The sequence below is a fragment of the Pseudoneobacillus rhizolycopersici genome (genome assembly GCF_054786815.1).
The window spans coordinates 29,415-51,021 of the sequence record NZ_JBTOOE010000029.1; the positions used below are offsets into that span (position 1 = coordinate 29,415).

General features: G+C 38.5%; 25 protein-coding genes. 5 read left to right on the plus strand and 20 right to left on the minus strand.

From position 1 onward, the window contains the following. Positions 1-24: 24 nt before the first annotated feature. The 4 genes from ACX9YW_RS20555 to ACX9YW_RS20570 form a co-directional block, all read right to left on the minus strand. A complete protein-coding gene (locus ACX9YW_RS20555) occupies positions 25-321 on the minus strand; it encodes a rhodanese-like domain-containing protein (protein ID WP_460350048.1) in 297 nt (98 codons plus the stop codon). Between the two features lie 15 nt (positions 322-336). Continuing rightward, the gene (locus ACX9YW_RS20560; RefSeq protein ID WP_460350050.1) at positions 337-696 is read right to left on the minus strand and encodes a rhodanese-like domain-containing protein; all 360 of its coding nucleotides are present in this window, start codon (positions 694-696) and stop codon (positions 337-339) included. A gap of 34 nt (positions 697-730) precedes the next feature. Then, positions 731-1,210, minus strand: coding sequence for a DsrE/DsrF/DrsH-like family protein (locus ACX9YW_RS20565; RefSeq protein WP_460350054.1), 480 nt, complete (start codon positions 1,208-1,210; stop codon positions 731-733). Positions 1,211-1,379: 169 nt separating this feature from the next. Further along, the gene (locus ACX9YW_RS20570; RefSeq protein ID WP_495995410.1) at positions 1,380-1,529 is read right to left on the minus strand and encodes an SUMF1/EgtB/PvdO family nonheme iron enzyme; all 150 of its coding nucleotides are present in this window, start codon (positions 1,527-1,529) and stop codon (positions 1,380-1,382) included. A gap of 366 nt (positions 1,530-1,895) precedes the next feature. On the opposite strand from ACX9YW_RS20570, the gene ACX9YW_RS20575 reads away from it, so the two are divergent. Together ACX9YW_RS20575 and ACX9YW_RS20580 are read left to right on the plus strand one after the other, a co-directional pair. Beyond that, positions 1,896-2,450, plus strand: a complete 555-nt coding sequence (locus ACX9YW_RS20575) for a DUF6143 family protein (protein ID WP_460350056.1) — start codon at positions 1,896-1,898, stop codon at positions 2,448-2,450. Positions 2,451-2,467: 17 nt separating this feature from the next. Further along, positions 2,468-3,013, plus strand: coding sequence for a DUF6143 family protein (locus tag ACX9YW_RS20580; RefSeq protein WP_460350058.1), 546 nt, complete (start codon positions 2,468-2,470; stop codon positions 3,011-3,013). Positions 3,014-3,245: 232 nt separating this feature from the next. Here ACX9YW_RS20580 and ACX9YW_RS20585 read toward each other — a convergent pair whose 3' ends face one another. The 4 genes from ACX9YW_RS20585 to groES form a co-directional block, all read right to left on the minus strand. Beyond that, the gene (locus ACX9YW_RS20585; RefSeq protein WP_460350060.1) at positions 3,246-4,085 is read right to left on the minus strand and encodes a YitT family protein; all 840 of its coding nucleotides are present in this window, start codon (positions 4,083-4,085) and stop codon (positions 3,246-3,248) included. Positions 4,086-4,227: 142 nt separating this feature from the next. Beyond that, positions 4,228-4,794, minus strand: coding sequence for an SF0329 family protein (locus ACX9YW_RS20590; protein WP_460350100.1), 567 nt, complete (start codon positions 4,792-4,794; stop codon positions 4,228-4,230). A gap of 209 nt (positions 4,795-5,003) precedes the next feature. Further along, positions 5,004-6,635, minus strand: a complete 1,632-nt coding sequence (groL, locus tag ACX9YW_RS20595; protein ID WP_460350062.1) for a chaperonin GroEL — start codon at positions 6,633-6,635, stop codon at positions 5,004-5,006. Between the two features lie 37 nt (positions 6,636-6,672). After that, a complete protein-coding gene (gene groES / locus ACX9YW_RS20600) occupies positions 6,673-6,957 on the minus strand; it encodes a co-chaperone GroES (protein WP_460350064.1) in 285 nt (94 codons plus the stop codon). Positions 6,958-7,251: 294 nt separating this feature from the next. Between groES and ACX9YW_RS20605 the strand changes: the two genes are divergently transcribed. Together ACX9YW_RS20605 and ACX9YW_RS20610 are read left to right on the plus strand one after the other, a co-directional pair. After that, a complete protein-coding gene (locus ACX9YW_RS20605; RefSeq protein ID WP_460350066.1) occupies positions 7,252-7,986 on the plus strand; it encodes a CPBP family intramembrane glutamic endopeptidase in 735 nt (244 codons plus the stop codon). Between the two features lie 12 nt (positions 7,987-7,998). After that, positions 7,999-8,199: a YdiK family protein gene (locus ACX9YW_RS20610; RefSeq protein WP_460350068.1), complete on the plus strand. Its 201-nt coding sequence runs from the start codon at positions 7,999-8,001 to the stop codon at positions 8,197-8,199. 24 nt (positions 8,200-8,223) lie between these two features. On the opposite strand, the gene ACX9YW_RS20615 is transcribed toward ACX9YW_RS20610, so the two are convergent. Both ACX9YW_RS20615 and moaC read right to left on the minus strand, forming a co-directional pair. Continuing rightward, positions 8,224-8,886, minus strand: a complete 663-nt coding sequence (locus ACX9YW_RS20615) for a redox-sensing transcriptional repressor Rex (RefSeq protein WP_460350070.1) — start codon at positions 8,884-8,886, stop codon at positions 8,224-8,226. A gap of 46 nt (positions 8,887-8,932) precedes the next feature. Next, positions 8,933-9,427: a cyclic pyranopterin monophosphate synthase MoaC gene (gene moaC / locus ACX9YW_RS20620; RefSeq protein ID WP_460350073.1), complete on the minus strand. Its 495-nt coding sequence runs from the start codon at positions 9,425-9,427 to the stop codon at positions 8,933-8,935. A gap of 142 nt (positions 9,428-9,569) precedes the next feature. Between moaC and ACX9YW_RS20625 the strand changes: the two genes are divergently transcribed. Continuing rightward, positions 9,570-11,486 carry an ABC-F family ATP-binding cassette domain-containing protein gene (locus ACX9YW_RS20625; protein ID WP_460350075.1) on the plus strand — a complete coding sequence of 639 codons (1,917 nt, stop codon included), beginning with the start codon at positions 9,570-9,572 and terminating at the stop codon, positions 11,484-11,486. Positions 11,487-11,611: 125 nt separating this feature from the next. On the opposite strand, the gene ACX9YW_RS20630 is transcribed toward ACX9YW_RS20625, so the two are convergent. The 10 genes from ACX9YW_RS20630 to tsaE form a co-directional block, all read right to left on the minus strand. Continuing rightward, on the minus strand, positions 11,612-12,310 hold the full coding sequence (locus ACX9YW_RS20630) for a response regulator (protein WP_460350077.1): 699 nt from the start codon (positions 12,308-12,310) through the stop codon (positions 11,612-11,614). 2 nt (positions 12,311-12,312) lie between these two features. Continuing rightward, positions 12,313-13,917 carry an ATP-binding protein gene (locus ACX9YW_RS20635; RefSeq protein WP_460350079.1) on the minus strand — a complete coding sequence of 535 codons (1,605 nt, stop codon included), beginning with the start codon at positions 13,915-13,917 and terminating at the stop codon, positions 12,313-12,315. A gap of 57 nt (positions 13,918-13,974) precedes the next feature. Beyond that, complete coding sequence (locus ACX9YW_RS20640) at positions 13,975-15,501, minus strand: tripartite tricarboxylate transporter permease (RefSeq protein WP_460350081.1); 1,527 nt, start codon at positions 15,499-15,501, stop codon at positions 13,975-13,977. Between the two features lie 18 nt (positions 15,502-15,519). Beyond that, on the minus strand, positions 15,520-15,975 hold the full coding sequence (locus ACX9YW_RS20645; protein WP_460350084.1) for a tripartite tricarboxylate transporter TctB family protein: 456 nt from the start codon (positions 15,973-15,975) through the stop codon (positions 15,520-15,522). Between the two features lie 68 nt (positions 15,976-16,043). Beyond that, positions 16,044-17,072, minus strand: coding sequence for a Bug family tripartite tricarboxylate transporter substrate binding protein (locus ACX9YW_RS20650; RefSeq protein WP_460350086.1), 1,029 nt, complete (start codon positions 17,070-17,072; stop codon positions 16,044-16,046). 157 nt (positions 17,073-17,229) lie between these two features. After that, the gene (locus ACX9YW_RS20655) at positions 17,230-17,970 is read right to left on the minus strand and encodes a GNAT family N-acetyltransferase (RefSeq protein ID WP_460350102.1); all 741 of its coding nucleotides are present in this window, start codon (positions 17,968-17,970) and stop codon (positions 17,230-17,232) included. A 370-nt stretch (positions 17,971-18,340) separates the two neighbouring features. Continuing rightward, positions 18,341-19,372: a tRNA (adenosine(37)-N6)-threonylcarbamoyltransferase complex transferase subunit TsaD gene (gene tsaD, locus ACX9YW_RS20660; RefSeq protein WP_460350088.1), complete on the minus strand. Its 1,032-nt coding sequence runs from the start codon at positions 19,370-19,372 to the stop codon at positions 18,341-18,343. Further along, positions 19,372-19,821, minus strand: coding sequence for a ribosomal protein S18-alanine N-acetyltransferase (gene rimI / locus ACX9YW_RS20665; protein WP_460350090.1), 450 nt, complete (start codon positions 19,819-19,821; stop codon positions 19,372-19,374). Before rimI ends, tsaD begins: the two co-directional genes overlap by 1 nt. Positions 19,822-19,836: 15 nt before the next feature. After that, positions 19,837-20,544: a tRNA (adenosine(37)-N6)-threonylcarbamoyltransferase complex dimerization subunit type 1 TsaB gene (gene tsaB, locus ACX9YW_RS20670; protein WP_460350092.1), complete on the minus strand. Its 708-nt coding sequence runs from the start codon at positions 20,542-20,544 to the stop codon at positions 19,837-19,839. Further along, entirely contained in the window at positions 20,541-20,996 is a 456-nt protein-coding gene (gene tsaE, locus ACX9YW_RS20675; protein WP_460350094.1) for a tRNA (adenosine(37)-N6)-threonylcarbamoyltransferase complex ATPase subunit type 1 TsaE, read from the minus strand. Before tsaE ends, tsaB begins: the two co-directional genes overlap by 4 nt. Positions 20,997-21,607 lie beyond the last annotated feature (611 nt).

A 21,607-nucleotide genomic window follows, 5' to 3' on the forward strand; every position in this document is an offset into this window, starting at 1 on the left:
GGGTATATTTATTTTTTAAAAAAATTACTCCATTTCACCTTCCCATGAAAGCATACCACCAGCCATATTAATAACCTTATAACCGTAGCCTTCAAGGAATTGACAAGCCCTTCCACTTCTTCCACCTGATCGACATACCATGATATACTCTTTAGATTTGTCTAATTCATGCATGCGAAACTCAAGTAATCCTAGTGGGATATGGTAAGCTCCCGGAATCTTCCCTGAACGGACTTCATCTACCTCACGTACATCGACAATATTTACTGGCTGTTTTTCTTTCATTAAATTTTCAACTTCTTTTGCCGTTAATTCTTTCATTTCATTTTCCTCCTTTTATCTCCAGGCGCTAACTCCACCTTTTACATTTGTAATTTTAGTAAAGCCCAATTTTTTAAGAACTTTAGTTGCCTTCTGGCTCCTCATACCACTTTGACAAATGACAATTACTTCTTTATCCTTGGATAACTCATTAGATTTTTGTGCTAATTGATGTAGTGGCATATTTTTAAACCCACGTATATGGTTACCTTGAAATTCCCCAGGAGTTCTTACGTCGATATATTGCTTTTTTTTATCATTTAATTCATTTTTTAATTCAGAGGTTGATATATGTCTAACGCCTTTTGTTGGAATCATACGTTGTACAAAGAATACAATTATTAGTCCAATAATAATATAATTTACATATTCCATTCTTTAAACTCACCTCCAAGGTATATACTATTCACTAGATAAATAGGTTTACATTCCCCTCTTCAGCATCCGCTAAATACGCAGCAACTCCTGCATATTCAATGCCATCTAATAGCTCTTCCTGTTGTAACCCTAATAAATCCATTGTCATTGTACATGCTACTAGATTGACATCTTGCTCTTGTGCCATTTCAATAAGTTGAGGAAGAGTCATCGCATTATGTTTTTTCATAACATCCTTAATCATTTTTGGCCCAAACCCAGCAAAATTCATCTTTGACAGGCCCATCTTATCTGCGCCTCTCGGCATCATTTTTCCAAACATTTTTTCCATAAAGCCTTTTTTCACAGCTATATTTTCGTCTTTTCTTAAAGCATTTAATCCCCAAAAAGTATGGAAAATGGTAACCTCATGATCGTAGGCAGCAGCTCCATTCGCAATGATATAGGCTGCCATTGCTTTATCATAATCTCCACTAAACAGGACAATGGTTGTTCTCGTCTTTTCTGACAAAATTAATTCCTCCTACAAAGTTATTTTTTATAATCACCTCTACCCCTACAGGTATTTGGAGTTGCAAAACAAAAAAGGGCTTTAACCCTTTGGTAATGAACATTAAGCACACACCTATAATATACCCCTATAGGTATATTGTCAACATCTTTATACAAAAAGTACGACATCATTTTGTCACCATGAACCATTCTAGTATTTTCGAAACCTTACTCCATGCACAATAGGCCATTGCGTCATTCCAAAACACATGAACTACAGGATGATTTTTACGTGTAAGTAAATTTGAATCAAGACCTTCTGGGTGTTTCCAATTCATACCTTTAACATAATTGGATAAAATGGCGATAAATCAAGGTGTTAGCGAATTGGAATTGTTACATCTTTAACGGGAGTTAACCGTTTTTCACTAGATCGCTTAGCAAAATGTTAGCAATTTCAAAAGGATAGTCTATTATAGTTGTTCGCACACTCTACATGCTTAAGTGGTATAGAAGACATATATATAAGTGGTGTTTACTTACCTACTTTAAAACCAACAAATGATTCCATTTGTTTAAAAGACGAGGAAAAGAAGTATATAGAAGAGTGGATGCTGTCTTTAAGAAAACCTTAACCATTTTGAACATTTCCCTAGACTATTTCATAGTATAGTCATGATTAATGCACAGTTAGGGGTAATAGTATGCCAGAAGAAACAGAAAAACAGTTAATGGAAATAGTAAATATAGCCAGTCCTGCCTTAAATTCAAGGCTCGGAAGATACTTTATAGGGAAAACCGGTTTACTTCATTTCGGTAGCCAATATTATGCGTGGGGTGGAATCGTAAACCCCATTGATTCTGGAGTAAATCTTTATATCGATATTTTTACCATAACAAACTTTTCATCGCAAAATTTCATCAGTGAAATCTGGTTAAATGCCGAACCACCTAAAAGCGCTGTAGTCTCCTCCAACGTAACTTCAACAAATCAGTCTATTTCACCTTCTCCCTTACCAAAAGCAATCATGTACAATGCTGGTTATTCCACTGAACCGATGATAAGAGGTGTGAATATTTTCGATAGAATTGTCACTCAAAATTCTACCCTAGTAAGCGATTCACACAATGGTTCCATTATTATTGGTCCCGGAGGTTCCTTCTCAATCCTTCTAAGACCACCAACAAATCAGCAAATCACAGGGACAATTGTTTTGACCTGGTGGGAGGAAAATAATGAAGGACCGATACATGCATAGTGATGAGGAGGCAGATTATGAGCTTTAGATTAAAGGGGAATGAAAAACACATCCAGATGGCAACCGTATTGCCCGAAAATGTATATCACTCCTATCTTGGTGAGTACTTTCTGGGTCAAACCGATATCATATCCTTTGGAGGAGGATACAGTGGATGGGGCGGATTAGTCAACCCGCCGGACTCAGGGGTGAATATGTTTTTGAATGCCTATACCATTAGCAACTATTCCAATGAGCCAGTAACAACTGAAGCTTGGATAAACAGTGTACTTCCCGGAAAAGGAAAAACTTCACCATATGTTGCAGCTGGCAACCAAGCTATAACTCCGTTACCAATGCCCAAGGTTAAAATTAAAAATGACAGCTTTGTATCGGGAAAACCCAAAGGTGGGAAATACGCCTTTGTCAGAAGAGTCGAACCGATAGTAACCCTTACAAAACATGACTTCCAGGGTATGTTTATCATACCTCCAGGAAGCTCCTTTTTATTATTTTTTTTGCCACAGGGAAAAAATCAAGTAAATGCTCGAGTCGCCTTTGGATGGTGGGAAGAAAAACTATAAGCAAAATAAAGGGCGCTATGCCTTTAGCTTGTTTGCAGAGAGCATCGATTCCTTAATTTTTAATATTAGCAAAAGAAAAGGCTTCCCAAAAGTTTAATCAACTAATGAGAAGCCTTCCTCACTTCCATATTTTTCGAGAATCTTGTTTCTAAGGTAATCAGCTCAAAACTTACACTAGGAACAATTTGAAAACAGGTAGATATTTATCATGCTCTTTTAAAACAGCCTCTTATTATGCTTTAGAAATATCAATAAATCCTTCTCCGAACACATCCCGAACATCGTGTATAGCGATGAAAGCATTCGGGTCAGTTGATTGAACAATTCTTTTCAACTTTATTACTTCTTGCTTACTAATAACAATATAAAGAATTTCCTTTGGGGTTTTTGTGTAATAACCATGACCTGAGTATACGGTTACCCCTCTGTCCATTGATGTAGTTACCTGTTTGGCAATGTCATCCGGTTTATCAGAAATAATCGTAATGGCCTTCTTCGGATTCAAGCCTTCGATTACAAATTCCATCACCTTCGTTGCAACATATAGCATAATAATTGTCAGCATCAGCTTTTCTGCACCAATGATAAAATAAGATGAAAAAGCGACGATTAGATCAAAAAACAATAGACCATAGCTAATATTCCATCCTAAAAACTTATGTGTAATCCTTGCTAAGATGGTAGTACCTGCTGTTGTTCCACCAACCCGAATAATTAAGCCAATCCCAGCCCCTATAATGATTCCTCCAAAAATAGCATTCACCATCATTTCATCAGAAGCAATATTCCAACCTTCTGTCAGATGAAGAAATAGCGAATTAAAAACCACTGCAATAATCGTATAAATCGTTGTTACCTTATTTAAAAATTTATAACCAACTATTAACAAAAATGCATTCAGAATTAAGTTGACTAAACCTGGTGACCATTCAAATAAATAGTAGGTAATAATTGTGATACCTGTTACCCCGCCTTCCCCAAACTCGTTCGGAATAACAAATAAATTAACACCTAACGCAAAAAGAAAGGCACCAATAATGATAAAAATGATGTCTCTGGTTGTTTTTTTCATACTCTACCTCACTGCTTAGCACAAACTCTCATCATTATATCGTGGAACATTTAAGTCGTACAATATTATGTTTGATAATCAGCCCTTGGATAAAACTTAAATTTATATGGTGATAATTTCGCAATGTGATGAGTTATTTTTATCATAACGTACTAAGCCGTAATTCATAAAAATACTGTACAATTGGATGCTTTAACTTCATCTTCTCGGTCATGTTTAATATTCTCTTTTTTCCAACCCGTCTGTCCACCAAAGCTAGAATATTTAATAGGATATCATCGCTCTCTATGCTTTCCTCTATAGAAGTGGATAAAAACTTATTAGCTACAACGATAAAATTTGATTTACTTAAAGATGACTGCGCTGAAATAAGCTTCTTTGCATATTCTGATAATTTTCTACCCCTTGCAATCACTTGTAGACGATCCTCTGGAACTATCCCCTTGGTTTCTTTTCTTACCGCTTCCATTTCCTCATTGCTGATAGGAATTTGGATATCTGTATCATTTTTTATTTCCTGCTCCGTCTGATACCATCTGATTATGGTTACATCGCTCATATTGAGTACATTCTTTTTATCTACCGCAATATAACAAAGTCCCGCTTTATCAGGTAAATAACGGTAGCTGGTTGCACGGTATTCAACTCTTCCATATAATGCAGGACAGAGAAAACTCTCCAGATTTTGCTTCAATTTGCTCCATGTCATGTCATTCTCCTTAATTTTTATATGATTAATATTTATTGAGGATGTCGTTCTATTATCCATAATACAATATCCAACACTTATACTAAATACAACCCACAGTCATCTAAGATAAGAAAATCTAACAACAAAAAAACCACTCCCTTTTAGGAAGTGGTTTTTACTATTGAAATAAGCTATCCGGATGAATACTCCTCTGAATGAAGAAGTATTTACATCATGCCGCCCATTCCACCCATGCCGCCCATGTCTGGCATAGCCATACCTTTGTTTTCTTCTGGCTTATCAGCTACAACTGCTTCAGTTGTTAAGAACATAGCCGCTACAGATGCAGCGTTTTGAAGTGCAGAACGAGTTACTTTAGTTGGATCAACGATACCAGCTTCGATCATGTTTACCCATTCGCCAGTTGCAGCGTTGAAGCCGACACCGATTTCTTCACGCTTTAAGCGGTCAACGATAACGGATCCTTCAAGACCAGCGTTGTGTGCGATTGTGCGAATTGGTTCTTCCATTGCGCGAAGAACAATGTTGATACCAGTCTTAACGTCACCTTCAGCTTCTAATGCAGCCACTTTTGTATAAACGTTTAGAAGGGCAACACCACCACCGGATACGATACCTTCTTCTACTGCAGCGCGAGTAGAGTTTAGAGCATCTTCAATGCGTAGTTTACGCTCTTTCAATTCTGTTTCAGTTGCCGCACCAACTTTGATTACTGCGACACCGCCAGCTAACTTAGCTAAGCGCTCTTGTAATTTTTCTTTGTCAAATTCAGAAGTAGTTTCTTCTAATTGAGCTTTGATTTGGTTTACGCGAGCGGAAATGCTTGCAGGCTCGCCAGCACCTTCAACGATTGTTGTGTTTTCTTTTGTTACAACAACCTTAGAAGCGCGTCCTAAAGATGCGATTGTTGCAGACTTAAGGTCACGGCCTAATTCTTCAGTGATGACTTCACCGCCAGTTAATGCAGCGATATCTTCAAGCATTGCTTTACGACGGTCACCAAATCCAGGAGCTTTAACCGCTACTGCATTGAATGTTCCACGAAGCTTGTTCACTACTAATGTAGATAATGCTTCACCTTCGATATCTTCAGCAACCAATAATAATGGCTTACCTTGTTGAACTACTTGTTCTAACACTGGTAAAATTTCTTGAATGCTAGCAATCTTTTTATCCGTAATTAAGATGTATGGATTGTCTAATACAGCTTCCATTTTCTCTGTGTTTGTTACCATGTAAGCAGAAACGTATCCACGGTCAAATTGCATACCTTCTACCACATCTAACTCAGTTGTGAAGCCTTTAGATTCTTCGATTGTGATAACGCCATCGTTTCCAACGCGCTCCATTGCTTCAGCGATTAATTGACCTACTTCAGCATTGTCAGCAGAAATAGCTGCTACTTGAGCGATTGATTCTTTGTTTTCGATTGGCTTAGAGATTGATCTTAATTCTTCAACAGCTGTTGCAACTGCTTTTTCCATTCCTTTGCGGATACCCATTGGGTTTGCACCTGCAGTTACGTTCTTTAAGCCTTCGCGAATCATTGCCTGAGCTAGAACAGTTGCAGTGGTTGTTCCGTCACCCGCTACATCATTTGTTTTGCTAGCTACTTCAGCAACTAATTTTGCACCCATGTTTTCGAATGCATCTTCTAATTCGATTTCTTTCGCAATGGTTACACCGTCGTTCGTGATAAGTGGAGAACCATATTTCTTTTCAAGAACTACGTTGCGTCCTTTTGGTCCAAGAGTTACTTTTACTGTATCTGCAAGCGCATCGACTCCGCGAAGCATTGCGCGACGTGCATCTTCACTAAATTTAATTTCTTTAGCCATTAGTAAAACCTCCCTGAAATTTTTGATTTATAAAAGATTAACCTACGATAGCAAGAATGTCGTTTTCACGAATGATTAGATATTCAGTACCTTGGTACTTCACTTCTGTACCAGCGTATTTTGAGAAGATAATGCGGTCACCGACAGAAACCTCTAACGCTACGCGCTCACCATTATCAAGTACGCGGCCTGTACCTACTGCGATAACCTTTGCTTCTGATGGCTTTTCTTTCGCAGAATCAGGTAATACGATACCGCTTGCAGTTTTTTCTTCAGTTTCAACAAGCTCGATGACAATGCGATCTCCTAGTGGCTTTAACATGAAAAATAACCTCCTCAATTTTTATGTAGTTTTTATTATTAGCACTCGAGCACATTGAGTGCTAACACAATTTTTATATTAATGAATCTTGATTTATTTTGCAAGTATCATGCATAAAATTTTTATCCATTTTATATCGACTAAATTTGACAAGATTTGGCGATTTACCCACAACTCTATTAGTATAATCATTCGCTTATTCTTTTATTCCGCAAATCAAGTAGCTTTATTTGATACTAACCTTGTTTTAAGAGTAAAATATGAAGTAAGAAGTAGTTAAAGGAGTATGAGCGTTTGAAACGAGAATATTGGTTGATTATGATAGTTTATATAGCCATGCAATTATCGGGTGCTTTAGTGGGTGCCTTTTATGCTATTGCCGAAATGATGTTCGGACCAAATCTTGCCTTTTCAGAAAGAGAAATGGTTTATTATTGGTTGGTCGCTAGTTTCTCCCTTGCTACAGTTATCGTTTTATTCCTATTGCGAAAAGAAATGCGTGAATTATTTCATGCAAGATCGCCACTTTTTTCTAACAACGCACTTCCTTGGGCGATTATCGGGATATTCTTGGCCTTTTTTGCTCAAACATTCGCTGCCAGTATCGAAAATATACTTGGAATCGAAATGGGCTCAGAAAACACCAAACAAATCATTCGAATTATTGAAGCCTTCCCTGCGATGATTTTTGTCAGTTCAGTGCTTGGGCCAATTCTGGAAGAAATTATTTTTCGCAAAATTATTTTCGGGACACTTCATAAAAGGTTAAACTTTTTCTTATCGGCCTTAATCAGTTCGGTTATCTTTGCGTTAGCCCATATGGAACTTGAACATATATTGCTATATTCAGCAATGGGATTCACGTTTGCGTTTTTATATGTGAGAACACAAAAGATTTGGGTGCCCATATTTGCCCATGTAATGATGAATACGGCTGTTGTACTGCTTCAGTCGGTTTATAAAGATGAAATTGAAAAAATGATTCAAGATGCTGAAAAAGCGCAAAGCTTTATCAGCCTGTTGTTCTAATTGGAGGTTCAAATGAGACAAACACCTATCTTTTCCGGTTTTCTATATTTATTATTAGGAGTTTTATTTACCTACTTTGCCATCAATAATGTCAAAGAGGAAGGCTGGGGATTTTTCTCCTATCTGTTAATCATTTTAGCTACCTTTGACTTAGGGGCCGGTTTAAAAATGATTGCCATTCATTTTAAAATAAAAGCATCAACGAAAAAATGAGTCCAATCACTGGACTCATTTTTTCTACTCTTCATCTAACTCTGTCTCATCGGTTGAGTAATGTTTTAAAAAGTAAATTAACGATTGCAACTCTACAGCTAAGTCAATATGGTGCACACGAATCGAACTTGGTACATTTAAACGAGCAGGGGTAAAATTTAATATCCCTTTGACATTTGCTTGTACAAGTCTATCTGTAATACTTTGAGCAACAGGTGCTGGTACGGTTAAAATAGCTACCTGTATGCCGGCTTCGACAATTTTTGCCTCTAAATCATTCATATTGTGAACGAGGATTTCACCGATAGGTTTGCCTACTTTACCCTCATCGACATCAAAAGCCATTTCAATTTTGGTGTTATTGTTTTTCAAGAAATTATAATGTAAAAAAGCTGTACCTAAATTCCCAACACCGATTAAGGCAACCTTTGTAAGCTCATCCTGATCCAATGTCTTCCGGAAAAATGTTAATAAATAATTGACATTATAACCGTAGCCCTTTTTCCCCAAAGCTCCAAAATAAGAAAAATCCCGGCGAATCGTTGCTGAATCGACTTTTACTGCCTCACTAAGCTCAGCTGAAGAAACGCGCTGTTTACCCGAGGAATATAAATTTTTCAAAAATCGATAGTACAGTGGCAGTCGTTTTGCCGTTGCTTGCGGTATTTTTAATATCTCATTACTCATAAACCATCCCATCCCCTACCTTGATGATTTTTCTACTGCTGTTATTTTATTCTATATGGCCAATTCTTTTAAAATCACCATTTTTTCCACCGGTTTTTTCTACAAGGTATGTTGGACCAATCACCATACCTTTATCAACTGCCTTACACATATCATAAACGGTTAGTGAACAAACAGATGCAGCTGTTAACGCTTCCATCTCCACTCCGGTATTCCCTTTTGTTTTTACGGTAGCCTGTATATGTAAAATGTAAACATCATCCTGTGGTTCCCATGAAAAGCTGATATCAATTCCCGTTAAAGGAATTGGGTGGCACATCGGAATGATTTCCCAGGTTTTTTTTCCGGCCATTACAGCCGCTACTTGGGCAACCGCCAGTACATCACCTTTTTTCATCATCTGATTCGTTATTTTTTCATAGATTTCTTGGTTTAAGCGAATGCTTGAGCGTGCGATTGCTGTTCTTGTTGTTTCAGGCTTATCGCTGACATCGACCATCTTCGCTCTGCCCTCTTCATTAAAATGAGTAAAATCTGACATACGGACTCCTCCCCACTAAATATCATACACTATTTTTTGGTATCTGTATTGAGTTGTTTGTATGAATCTTCACATATTTACTATTATTGCCGATAAAAGGCGTTTAAGATACACTTGAGATAGAAAAACAGAGGTGAACCAAATGATTTTATTACAGGTCAATCAACTAGCCAAATATTTTGGCGCAGATATGATTTTATCGAATATAAAGCTAGAGATTCAAACGCGCGACCGCATCGCCCTTGTCGGCCGGAATGGCGCAGGTAAATCAACCTTACTGAAAATTATCTCAGGACAAATGAGCTATGATTCTGGCGATATTATTAAACCGAAAGAAGTAACGATCGGTTACCTCGCTCAAAACACTGGTCTTGAATCAAAGCTATCGATTTGGGAGGAGATGCTCACTGTCTTTGAATCCCTACAACGGATGGAAAAAGAACTGAGAGAGTTAGAAGAAAAAATGTCTAGCCCTGCTATTTTGGAAGATTCTAATCAATATGAACGTGTGTTAAAGGAGTATGATCATCTTCAGGTAACGTTTAAGGACTTAGGTGGTTATCAGTACGAAGCTGACATTCGCTCCGTTTTACACGGACTTAATTTTCACACCTTCGACTATACAACGAAAATTGCCACTTTAAGCGGTGGTCAAAAAACACGGCTAGCCCTTGGTAAGCTTCTATTAACCAAGCCTGATATTTTAATATTGGACGAGCCTACCAACCATTTAGATATCGAAACCCTTTCTTGGCTCGAGCAGTATTTACAAACCTATGATGGGGCCATTTTAATCGTATCACATGACCGTTATTTTTTAGATAAAGTTGTCACTCAAGTCTATGAAATGTCGAGAAATCAAATTCAAAAGTTTCTTGGAAATTACTCTTCCTATTTGGATCAAAAAGCGGAAAACTATGAACGCGATTTAAAGATATTCGAAAAACAGCAGGAGGAAATCGCCAAGCTGGAGGATTTTATCCAACGAAATCTAGCCCGTGCATCCACTACGAAACGGGCCCAGTCTCGCCGCAAAAAGCTAGAAAAAATCGAGCGTTTGGACCGACCTCTTGGCGATGAAAAGTCCGCATCGTTTGGCTTCCAAATCGAAAGACAAAGTGGGAATGAGGTGCTTCACCTTGAAGATTTATCGGTCGGTTATCACGAAGAGGCCATTTCAAGGAACCTAAAATTCCGGTTAACTCGTGGAGAAAGTGTCGCCCTCGTCGGACCTAATGGAATCGGAAAATCAACGTTACTAAAGACCATTATCGGAAAGCTCGCCCCGATTTCAGGCGGCACCCGCTTAGGATCGAATGTGACAATCGGCTATTACGACCAGGAACAAGCAGAGCTCACTTCCAATAAACGGGTTCTTAATGAGCTATGGGACGACTATCCGTCAATGCCTGAAAAGGATATACGCACTGTCCTTGGAAATTTCCTTTTTTCAGGAGAGGATGTTCTAAAGATTGTTTCCACATTATCCGGTGGCGAAAAGGCCCGCCTTGCCTTGGCAAAATTGATGATGCAAAAGTCCAACTTCCTTATTCTCGACGAGCCAACTAACCACCTTGATTTAGATAGTAAGGAAGTGCTCGAGAATGCCTTAGTTGACTATCCAGGGACGATTCTCTTTGTTTCTCACGACCGCTATTTTATTAACCGAATAGCAACGAAGGTATTGGAATTGAGTTCCGATGGCTGTACAGAGTTTTTAGGCGACTATGATTATTATCTAGAAAAGAAAACAGAGGCTATTGAACTTAAGGCTCTTGAGCAAAAAGACCAGCCAATGAGCACCGCTGTCGTGGAAAAAACATCTTACCAGCAGGATAAGGAAGTCAAAAGGGCGGAACGACAACGGAAACGGAAGCTCGAGGAAATAGAAGCTAGGATTACCCAGCTTGAAGAGGATATCGAACAATTTGAATCGCTGCTATGTGAGCCCGAAGTGTTCCAGGATCATGAAAGAGTGATAGAAATCAATCATAGGAACGAACAAGCAAAGGCAGAATTAGATAGGCTAATGGAAGAATGGGCGGAACTAGCGGAGTAAAATTCAAGTGTGAGGAAAAAAAGTCATCAAACTGGAGTTTGATGACTTTTTTTCCGATTTCCAACCTAAAACGGGCACCAATCACATCTTGATGACCTGACCTGTTTGGACAAAAATACGTCTTATCAAATTTTGATCATATAGACCCTTTCCGGACGACCCACTGTTCCGTATGATAAATCGGCTTCAATCTTCCCTTCAGCTATAAGATACTCAAGATACCGTCTGGCAGTTGTTCGACTCACACCGATTTCATTCCCTACCACCTCTGCGGTTAGCCCGTTTCCTTCCCTGCTTACCACGTCCATTACCTTTTCAAGGGTAAGCGGGTCAATTCCCTTCGGTAAGTAGTTTTTCTCCTTTAATTCTCCATCCATCTCTTTACGCAACAGCATATCCACCTGTTGTTGAGTGATTTGATTTGTTTCTTTTTGCAGTTTCAGTAAGTGTTGGTGATAATCCTGATAGCGAGTAAGCGACTGCTTAAATCTCTCAAAGACTACCGGTTTTATCATATAATCAAAGACTCCTATGCTAACCGCCTCTTGTACCTTATCAATCTCTTTTGTGGCCGTTATCATAATCACGTCTATCTGTTTAGACTGCTGTTTAGTCTCTTTTAACAAATCAATACCATTCATATCCGGAAAAAACACATCCAATAATAACAGGTCGGGTTGCATGATTTCGAAATAACTTTTAGCTTCTAGATAATTTGTCGCAATCCCTACCGTTTGGAACCCGTTAATTTGTTCAATAAAGCGTTTCTGGATTTCAGCAATTCGTAAGTCATCCTCAACAATTAGTACCTCAATATCCTTCACCTTTATTTCCCCCTGCTCTTTGGAATAGCCACAGTGAAAATCGTGCCATTTCCTTCTGATGACTTAACCGTAATATAACCACCTAAGCCTATAATTAAATCTTGAACTAAACTTAGTCCAATACCTGCGTTCCCGCTACCGTTCTTCGTTGTATAACCCCTTTGGAAAATTTGATTTTGCTTTTCTTCTGATATACCCGTGCCATTATCTTCAACCTCAATAATTAAATCTTTACCTAAATCAGTTAAAAACAAAGTCACTTCTTTTCTTTCATTTTCTTTAACTGCATCAAAAGCATTATTAATGAGATTACCAATAATCGTGATTAACTGGTCTCTACTTATATCAGTTGGAACGTCCTTAAAACTGCTTTCTCGGTCTACGGTAAAATGGATCTTTAACTCGCTTGCTAAGCTTGCCTTACCAAGAATGAACCCGGCAATCATTGGGTCCGGTATTTCCTCCATTAAAAAATGAATAAACGTTTGGGCTATGTCTACTTCTTTTGAAATAAAGTCGATTGCCTCTTTATATGAACCTAGTTGAATTAAACCAAGTAAAGTATATAGTCTATTCGAATACTCATGCGTCTGCGCACGCAGCCCTTCCGCATAAGATTTAATATGGGACAATTCCTTAAGAAGCTTATATAACTCCGATTTATTCCTTAAACTAGCAACGGCACCGATAATTTGACCATGATGATTCTGAATGGGAATCCGGTTCGTTAAAAAGACTTCACCCGAAATGGATATTTCCCTGTCATATTCAGCTTGTCCCGTTTGAACAACTTCGAGCAAATGAGTGTTTTCAATAACCTCATCAATTCTTTTCCCGCGAAGGAGGACATGATTGGGTATATTTAATATCCGATGCGCCGTTTCATTGACGACGGTTATTTTTCCTTTTGTATCAATCGCAATAATTCCTTCATGAATCGACTCTAAAATTGCATGTTTTTCTTGGTACATCCATGCAATTTCCTTCGGTTCAAGACCAAAAATAGCTCGTTTAATATTAAATGAAATGAGAAAAGCAGCTAACATTCCTCCACATAAAATAAACAAGGTAACCCCCAAAATTTTCTGTTGGACCTTAGCAACTTCCTTTTCAATTTCGGTTTTTAAATAACCAACAGAAACAACACCAATCACCTTATCTCCTGCGAAAATAGGTGCCTTCCCTCTTAATGAAGGGCCTAATGTTCCCGTCGATTCTGATATAATCGATTCACCTTTAAAAACAAGGCCATTATCTCCTCCGACCATTTTTTGTCCAATTCTGATTGGATTTGGGTGTGAATAGCGTATTTCCTCTAGGTTTCCGATTACGATAAATTCAGCTCCTACCTGTTTCCGAATCCTTTCCGCAATCGGCTGAATCGTCGCAGCTGGGTGATCCGTAAAAAATGCTTCTTGAATCTCTGGAATATGGGAGATGGATTGCGCTACCGATAGGGCTTTACTTCCGATTTCATGTTCAAGATTTGTTTCGATTATCTGTCGAAAGGTAATATCAAAAATACCACCCATTGCGAGAATTAAGATGAATATTCCCACCATTAGTTTCGTATGTAAACGCATACCGCAACACCTCTCATTCATCATATAGAAAAAAACCCCTTATAAAAAGGAGTTTTTCTTAAAAATCAAAATGATTAATTATTACCCTTCAACATTTATGATCACTTTTTTCCCTCTCATTTTCATCAATACTGGAATGAGCAACCAAAGAAGAGTCATCAGTAAGAATACTAACGAGATGGGACGCGTGAAAAATATGTCGTATTCCCCATTTGAAATGGTTAAAGCTCTTCGTAAATTATTCTCAATCATTGGCCCTAATACTAGTCCCAATACCAGTGGAGCAATTGGATAATCATGTTTACTTAAAAAATATCCTAGGAACCCACTGGCTAATAACAGCAATAAATCATTTGTCGAAACTTGAACAGCATAAACACCGAAAATGGAAATGGCGATGATAATCGGAATTAAAAATTGTTTTGGCGTTTCAATTATTTTTGCAAAAACTCTTACCAATGGTAAATTCAAAATTAATAGCATAACATTCCCGATAAACATACTGGCGATCAAGCCCCAAGCAACTCCTGGGTGATCCTCGAACAATAACGGTCCAGGCTGAACATTGTACATCATCAACGCCCCCATCAGGATGGCTGTTGTTCCAGACCCCGGAATACCTAACGTTAATAAGGGGATCATTGCTCCACCAGATGCTGCGTTATTAGCCGTTTCTGGTGCCGCAACACCAGCGATGGCACCCTTACCAAACTTTGATGGGTCTTTAGAGATTTTCTTTTCTAAAATATAAGAAAAGAACGAAGCTAACGTCGCACCGGCTCCAGGTAAAATACCAATAAAAAATCCTAAAATAGAGCCGCGTGCGATTGGTGCGGCTGATTCCTTAAATTCTTCTTTAGATGGCAGAAGATTATTAATTCTAGCAATTTCGCCTTCATCTTCGTCTTTTTCTAAAATGGTTTTAAAAACCTCGCCTAAAGCAAACAACCCAACAGCAATCGTTAAAAACTCAATTCCTTGGTAAAGCCAAGGCGTGTCAAACGTAAATCTAGCAATTCCCGAGACATTATCGATACCGATTGTTGCTAGTAATAAACCACTCACGGTCATAATTAATGCCTTTGTCACTGATTTACCTGCTAAACCACTAACCGCGGCAAGCCCCAATAGCATTAAGGAAAAATACTCCGCAGGCCCAAATTTTAACGCAATATTTGATAAGGGTTCCGCCAAGACAATTAATGCCACTAAGGTCACAACCCCACCCACAAAAGACCCAATAGCCGCAATTGATAAGGCGCTACCCGCTCGCCCCCTTTTCGCCATTTGATAACCATCTAACGTCGTGACAACAGAGGAAGATTCGCCGGGAGTATTTAAGAGTATCGATGTTGTTGATCCTCCATACATTGCCCCATAATACACCCCAGCCAAGAGAATGATTGCGCTCGTTGCTGCTTGTTCAGGTGGTAGGCCTCCGGTTAATGAAGCGGTAACCGGAATTAATAGGGCCACCCCGCTCATAGGACCAATTCCAGGTAAAACACCTACAGCCGTACCAATTAATACCCCCACAAACGCAAATAATAAGTTATACCATATAAGTGCAGTTCCAAATCCTTGTAATAAATAATCGATGGTGCTCATAGCTGCAACCCCCTTTCCTTAAAACCAAACTGGCCAACCCGGTAGCGTTCCTTGTAAGATATGAACATAAACATAATACACAGCTCCAGAAAAACATGCCGAGACAATTAGCGAAGTAACCATTTTCGTACGTTCCATCGTTTGAAAGCAAACAAATAAAAAAAGAAACGTTGTAATGACATAGCCAAGTGTTTCCAACGTTACAATGTAGATAAATGTCGCAATAAATATAATAATGAATGGCTTAATTTGTAATTTACCGTTATGATTACCATCTGCTCTTTTATATTTGAAAGTTTCATAGAATAGGCGAACACTTAATAACGCTAACATAATTCCTAAAAATAGTGGAAAAATATTAGGTCCAACACTACTTCCATAGGAAGTGCTTGAAAGATGGGTACTTCCGATGATGAATAGAACACCAACAGTCAGGAATAAGATCGCGGCAATGCGGTCAAATTTTATATCCATTCTATGGTCCCCCTTTAATAGAATAAGGAAGGAGAGACTAGCTCCTTCCCCTCGTTCTTTTTACATTTCTATTTCTGCATACCTAAAGCTTCTAACAATTGGTTAACCAATGTTTCTTGTTCTTGTAAGAATGATTTGAAATCATCGCTGTTTTTATATTCCATTTCCCAGCCTTGTGTTTCTACTTCTGTTTGCCATTCCGGTGTTTGGACAAGTTGGTCAATTTTTTCTACCCAATAGTTTTTCGCTTCTTCAGACATTTTCTCCGGTCCAAATACTCCGCGCCAGATCGTAAACTCTGCATCTACACCTTGTTCAGTAGCCGTCGGAACATCTTGGAAATCCCCACCTAAACGATCAGGTGAAGTGACTGCTAAGACACGAACCTTCCCTGCTTTTAAAAACTCCTTCACACTTGATGCATCTGTCCCGATGACGTCAGCATTTCCACCAAGTAAAGCAGTAATCGCTTCTCCCCCACCATCATAGGAAACATACTTAACCTTTGTTGGGTCTACACCATATTTAAAGGCAGGTAAAATCGAAATTAAATGGTCCATTGAACCAGGAGCCGAACCACCGGCAAAAGTAAGTTTACTTGGATCCTTTTTAACATCTTCTAAAAGTGATGTTAAATCCGTATATTTTGAATCTGCTTTTACAACGATTGCACCAAAATCCTTTGTCAGTTGGGCAAGAGGTGTTGTGTTTTGGTAGCCATACGGACTGTTTCCTTCTTTTTTCAGATTGTTAATAATAATAGGTGGTGAATTGACAAAAAGCATATCATTATTTTTAACATGTTGGGTCGCATACTCTGCCATAAATACAGCTCCGCCACCACCTGGCTTATTCTCTACTGTCATTGGTTGCCCAACTAATTTTGTTTCTCCTAATACCTTGGCAAAAGAGCGAGCGGTTAAATCCCAGCCCCCACCTGCACCTGAAGGAGCGACGACTGTGATTGCTTTTTGTGGATAACCTTTCCCGGTTTCCTTAGTCCCATCACTTGACGTATCCTTACTACTACAAGCACCTAAACTTAATGCTAAAACTCCAGCAATCATAACCGCTGAAAATTTCTTGAAAGAAAACATTTTACTTCCCCCTTTGAAAGCGTTTTCTTTATTTTACAAAATTTTTTAAACATTCATAGTTTATAGAATTAAACAATATTAAAAACGTTTGGCTCATTTTGTTCATAAAGTGCACAAAAAAAAGAGAGAGGCCTACTCAAGGACTCCCTCTCGCTTTCTATAATAAATGTTTCATCCATACATTTGGCTCAATATAGACACCATAGTCTTCTTCGATATTGATTTCTATTGGTACAAGTGCTTCGGGCAATGTGTATAGACCGCTTTCGGGAAATTTCATCCCTGACCAGCTCTCCCAGTCGCTAATGCTACCTGAGATCTTCATTGATTCGTTGGCCACTTTTAATATAATGGCATTGGATCTAGCGTGAACCCTTAACCAAGGATCAAACGGAAATCCTTCTTGATTGTTCCAGTATGCGTAACGTTCCATTGGAATCAAAGGATATTTCGTCTTTAACGACGGTCTAACTGGCGCAACCATTTGCTCGAACCCATTCTGACGGACTAACTCCTTCATTTTTCGAACCATTAATTCACTTATTCTACCACCACGAAACGATGGGTTTACAACAATCGCAATGGCCGAAACTGTATTCGGTTCAATCCCTTTATGATGTTCCTCAACACTACGTTGCAATACTCCATCCCAGCCAGCTGGTAAGTGATCCACATTCCCATCCCAATGAAAAGGAACCGAATTTCCACAAGCAATCGCCTCTCCCGTTTCATCTTGCAAGACAAATTGAAACTGCGGAAAAAGAGTAGGCAATTCTCCAAAATACTTTGCAGCTACCTCATCAAACAGCATGAATTTTGCCCATCCCTTTGCATGAAGCTGCTCCACTTGACTTAATAATTCCGGTCTTTCACTTAAGGTAAATAATGAATAAGTCATTTCCAATTTTGATTCCTCCCAAAATATTATCATTTGCTTAATACTTTGGGACTAGAACAACTAAGAGGATCATCTCATCACCCTTATTTCGATAAAATTTCAAGTAAATTATACTATATATCTGCTAATATTTGTTAATTTCACTGCTACCTTACTATGAGTTTTTCAAAATATTTTCGGTTAAATACTATTAATAAAAGTAATCCACAATTCTATACACATTAAAATGCCTATTTCAAAAGCTATCAACAGACTTATACACACTATCCACAGAAAAGATGAAATTCGTCCACATTATACACAGTATTGTGGATAGAAAAACGAGTTATCCACATAAAAATCCCCCCTATCATAAGGGGGGATGTATTTTTTATTTCGAATGATTGTGGATTTCTAAATCAAGACCTGGATGGGCATTTAAATCCATGCCCGCCCGATGGCCCTTCTTAAAGAGAATAGTACCAGCAGCCGCAATCATCGCTGCGTTATCCGTACACAGCGACAAGGGCGGTATGACTAAATCGATTTCTGGCATTTCCGCAAATGCTACCTCGAGTGAATTGCGTAACCCTTTATTAGCTGCAACACCACCAGCTAGGAGTACTTGCTTAACATGATATTCTTTTGTAGCTTGAACTGTTTTCTTCACTAGTACATCCACTACACTTTGTTGAAAACTTGCAGCCAGGTTTTCAGGAGCTATCGTTTCACCACGTTGGGTTAAATTATGCACCGTATTAATGACAGCAGACTTTAATCCGCTAAAACTAAAATCATAAGAGCCTTCTTCAAGCCACGCTCTTGGCAAATCAAGCGTTGGCTCGCCCTCTTGAGCTAGACGATCAATATGGGGACCACCTGGATAAGGTAGGTTTAACACCCTTGCCACTTTGTCATAAGCTTCACCAGCTGCATCGTCCCGAGTCTCACCAATCACTTCAAAATGTCCGTGTTCTCTCATCAAAACTAATTCTGTATGACCACCTGAAACAACAAGAGAAAGGAGTGGAAAAGTCATTTCTTTTACTAAACGGTTCGCATAAATATGCCCGGCTATATGATGAACAGATACTAATGGAATTTGATGAGCAAACGCCAGTGCTTTTGCTGCATTCACTCCGATTAATAAAGCACCGACCAGCCCCGGTCCTTCCGTTACGGCAATGGCATCAAGGTCACTGAAGGTGAGATTTGCCTGGTTCATTGCTTCTTCTAAAACAATCGTCATCTGTTCAACATGATGCCTTGAGGCAATTTCCGGAACAACACCGCCAAAACGCTTATGACTGTCGATCTGTGAGGCAACCACATTGGCTACGATTTCGTTACCATTTTTGATAATGGCCACAGCCGTTTCGTCACAGCTTGTCTCAATGCCCATAATTAATAAATCTTTTTCCATCACAGCTTCACCCACATTACTAAAGCATCCTCATGGTTATCCGTATAATACCCTTTACGAATGCCGCCATTTTTAAATCCATATTTACGGTATAAATTTTGAGCCACCACATTCGAAACACGTACCTCTAATGTCATCGATTGGGCTCCTTTTTCTCTAGCCACGTCCATTACTTTATCGAGAAGCGCATCCCCCAATTTTCGTCCACGATATTCCGGTAGAACCGCAATGTTCGTAATATGGGCCTCATCGACTACAATCCAAACACCACAATATCCAATAATTTTATCGCCATCCTCTAGAACAACATAAGTAGCAAATTGGTTATTATGAATTTCATTATAGAAGGACTCTCTACTCCAAGGGATTGTGAAACTTAGTTTTTCTATCACGAGAATTTGGTCAATATCTTCTTCTTTCATATGGCGAAATACTAATGAGTCATTCATTGGAACTAATCTTCCTTATCCTTTAGATTCAATCGGATTGGCTTCTAGCCATTTTGCCTCAGCTTCAGCCATTCGAACGTAGTTAGGAACAAAATGATGTAAATCTTCGGAAGGTCTATTTTTTCCTAAAAGACCTAATTCAGATGGACGTGGGTTTAACTCGGTCATTTGGGCAAAAATAGCCTTCTCTCCTAATCCTTGTTTAATTACTTCTTTATGTATTGGCAAATCATTTCCGACAAATAAAATCGGTTGTTCTAATTCGGCTAACTTATTGACCCAATCTGTCGTTAACACGTTTTGATCCGGTTGGATGGTTTCGATTTCGTTTTTTTGATAACGATATAATCCAGTATAAATCTGTCCTCTTCTGGCATCGAATAATGGAGAGATGTATCCTGGAAAGTATCTTCCTACCGAAGCAGCTAATACCTCTAAACTTGATATACCAACTACAGGAATATTAAGGCTCCAAGCAAGGGTTTTGGCAATGGTAACCCCTATTCTTACCCCAGTATAGGAACCTGGACCCTTGGCGACTACAATTTTTGTTAGCTGGTTCGGATTTACCCCACAATCTTTCATGAGTGATTGAATGGCAGGCATTGCTCTTATAGAATGATTACCTTTTATATTGGTAATATACTCGCCGATGACTTCCTCATCAGTTAATAAGGCAACACCTAGTGGATAGTTTGATGTATCTATTGCAAGAATGGTCATTTGAAAATCTCCTTACATATTTCCTCGTACTGTGCTCCTGAAGGAATAAGTTTTATCGTTCTAGCATCATCACCACTATGAGTAAGGTAGATCGATAGTCGTTCAAATGGGAGCTGGTCATTTATTAAATGTGCCCATTCTACAACTGTTGCGCCGTTGCCATTAAAATATTCATCAAAGCCGAGGTCCTCATGTTCATCCTCTAATCGGTAAACATCCATATGGTAAAGAGGCATCGCTCCATCATGATATTCTTTTATGATTGTAAAGGTTGGACTGTTAACGACCTTTTTAATTTCTAGTCCTTCTGCCAGCCCTTTTGTAAAAGTGGTTTTTCCAGCACCTAAGTCTCCTTCAAGGGTAAGGACACTACCTGGCTGAAGTAGCTTGGCTAAATTTCTGGCAAATAGTTTGGTTTGTTCTGTACTGCTGGATAGGTATTGATATTCCATATATTTTCACCTTAATCAAAGTATTTAATTAATGTAATCCTATAGAAGTGTTATTTTGTTTGTAAAAGGTTTTGGCAATCGTTATGAAAAGCCAGCTATTTGCGCTTAAAGCAGTTGGGCAAATATTTGTTAGGTTGGGCATATTTGCTCAAAGTTGGGCATATATCTGAAAAGTTGGAAATAAGTACTCAAAAGTTGGGCATATAATTAAAAAGTTGGAAATAAGTGTTCAAAAGTCGGGCATATATCCTAAAAGTTGGACAAATATATATAAAGTTGGGCATTTCCAAAAATTAAATTAAGGAAAATCGCTAATTTTAGCCATAAAATATCAATTATTCAGGACTTCTTAAAGTAATTTGTTCATTTCCACTAAAAAATCTAACTATACCCTCAATTTCTTCCCATTTTATATATTTTTAGCCCTAAGATTAAAAAATCCTTAGGATTATTCCTAAGGATGAACATCAATATATGTAGTTTACATGATTTTTCCCTTTAGGGCAAAAAAATAAAAAACGAAACGCTATGTTTCGCCTGAATTCCCTAAAATATCATGGCGGTCCCGACGGGAATCGAACCCGCGATCTCCTGCGTGACAGGCAGGCATG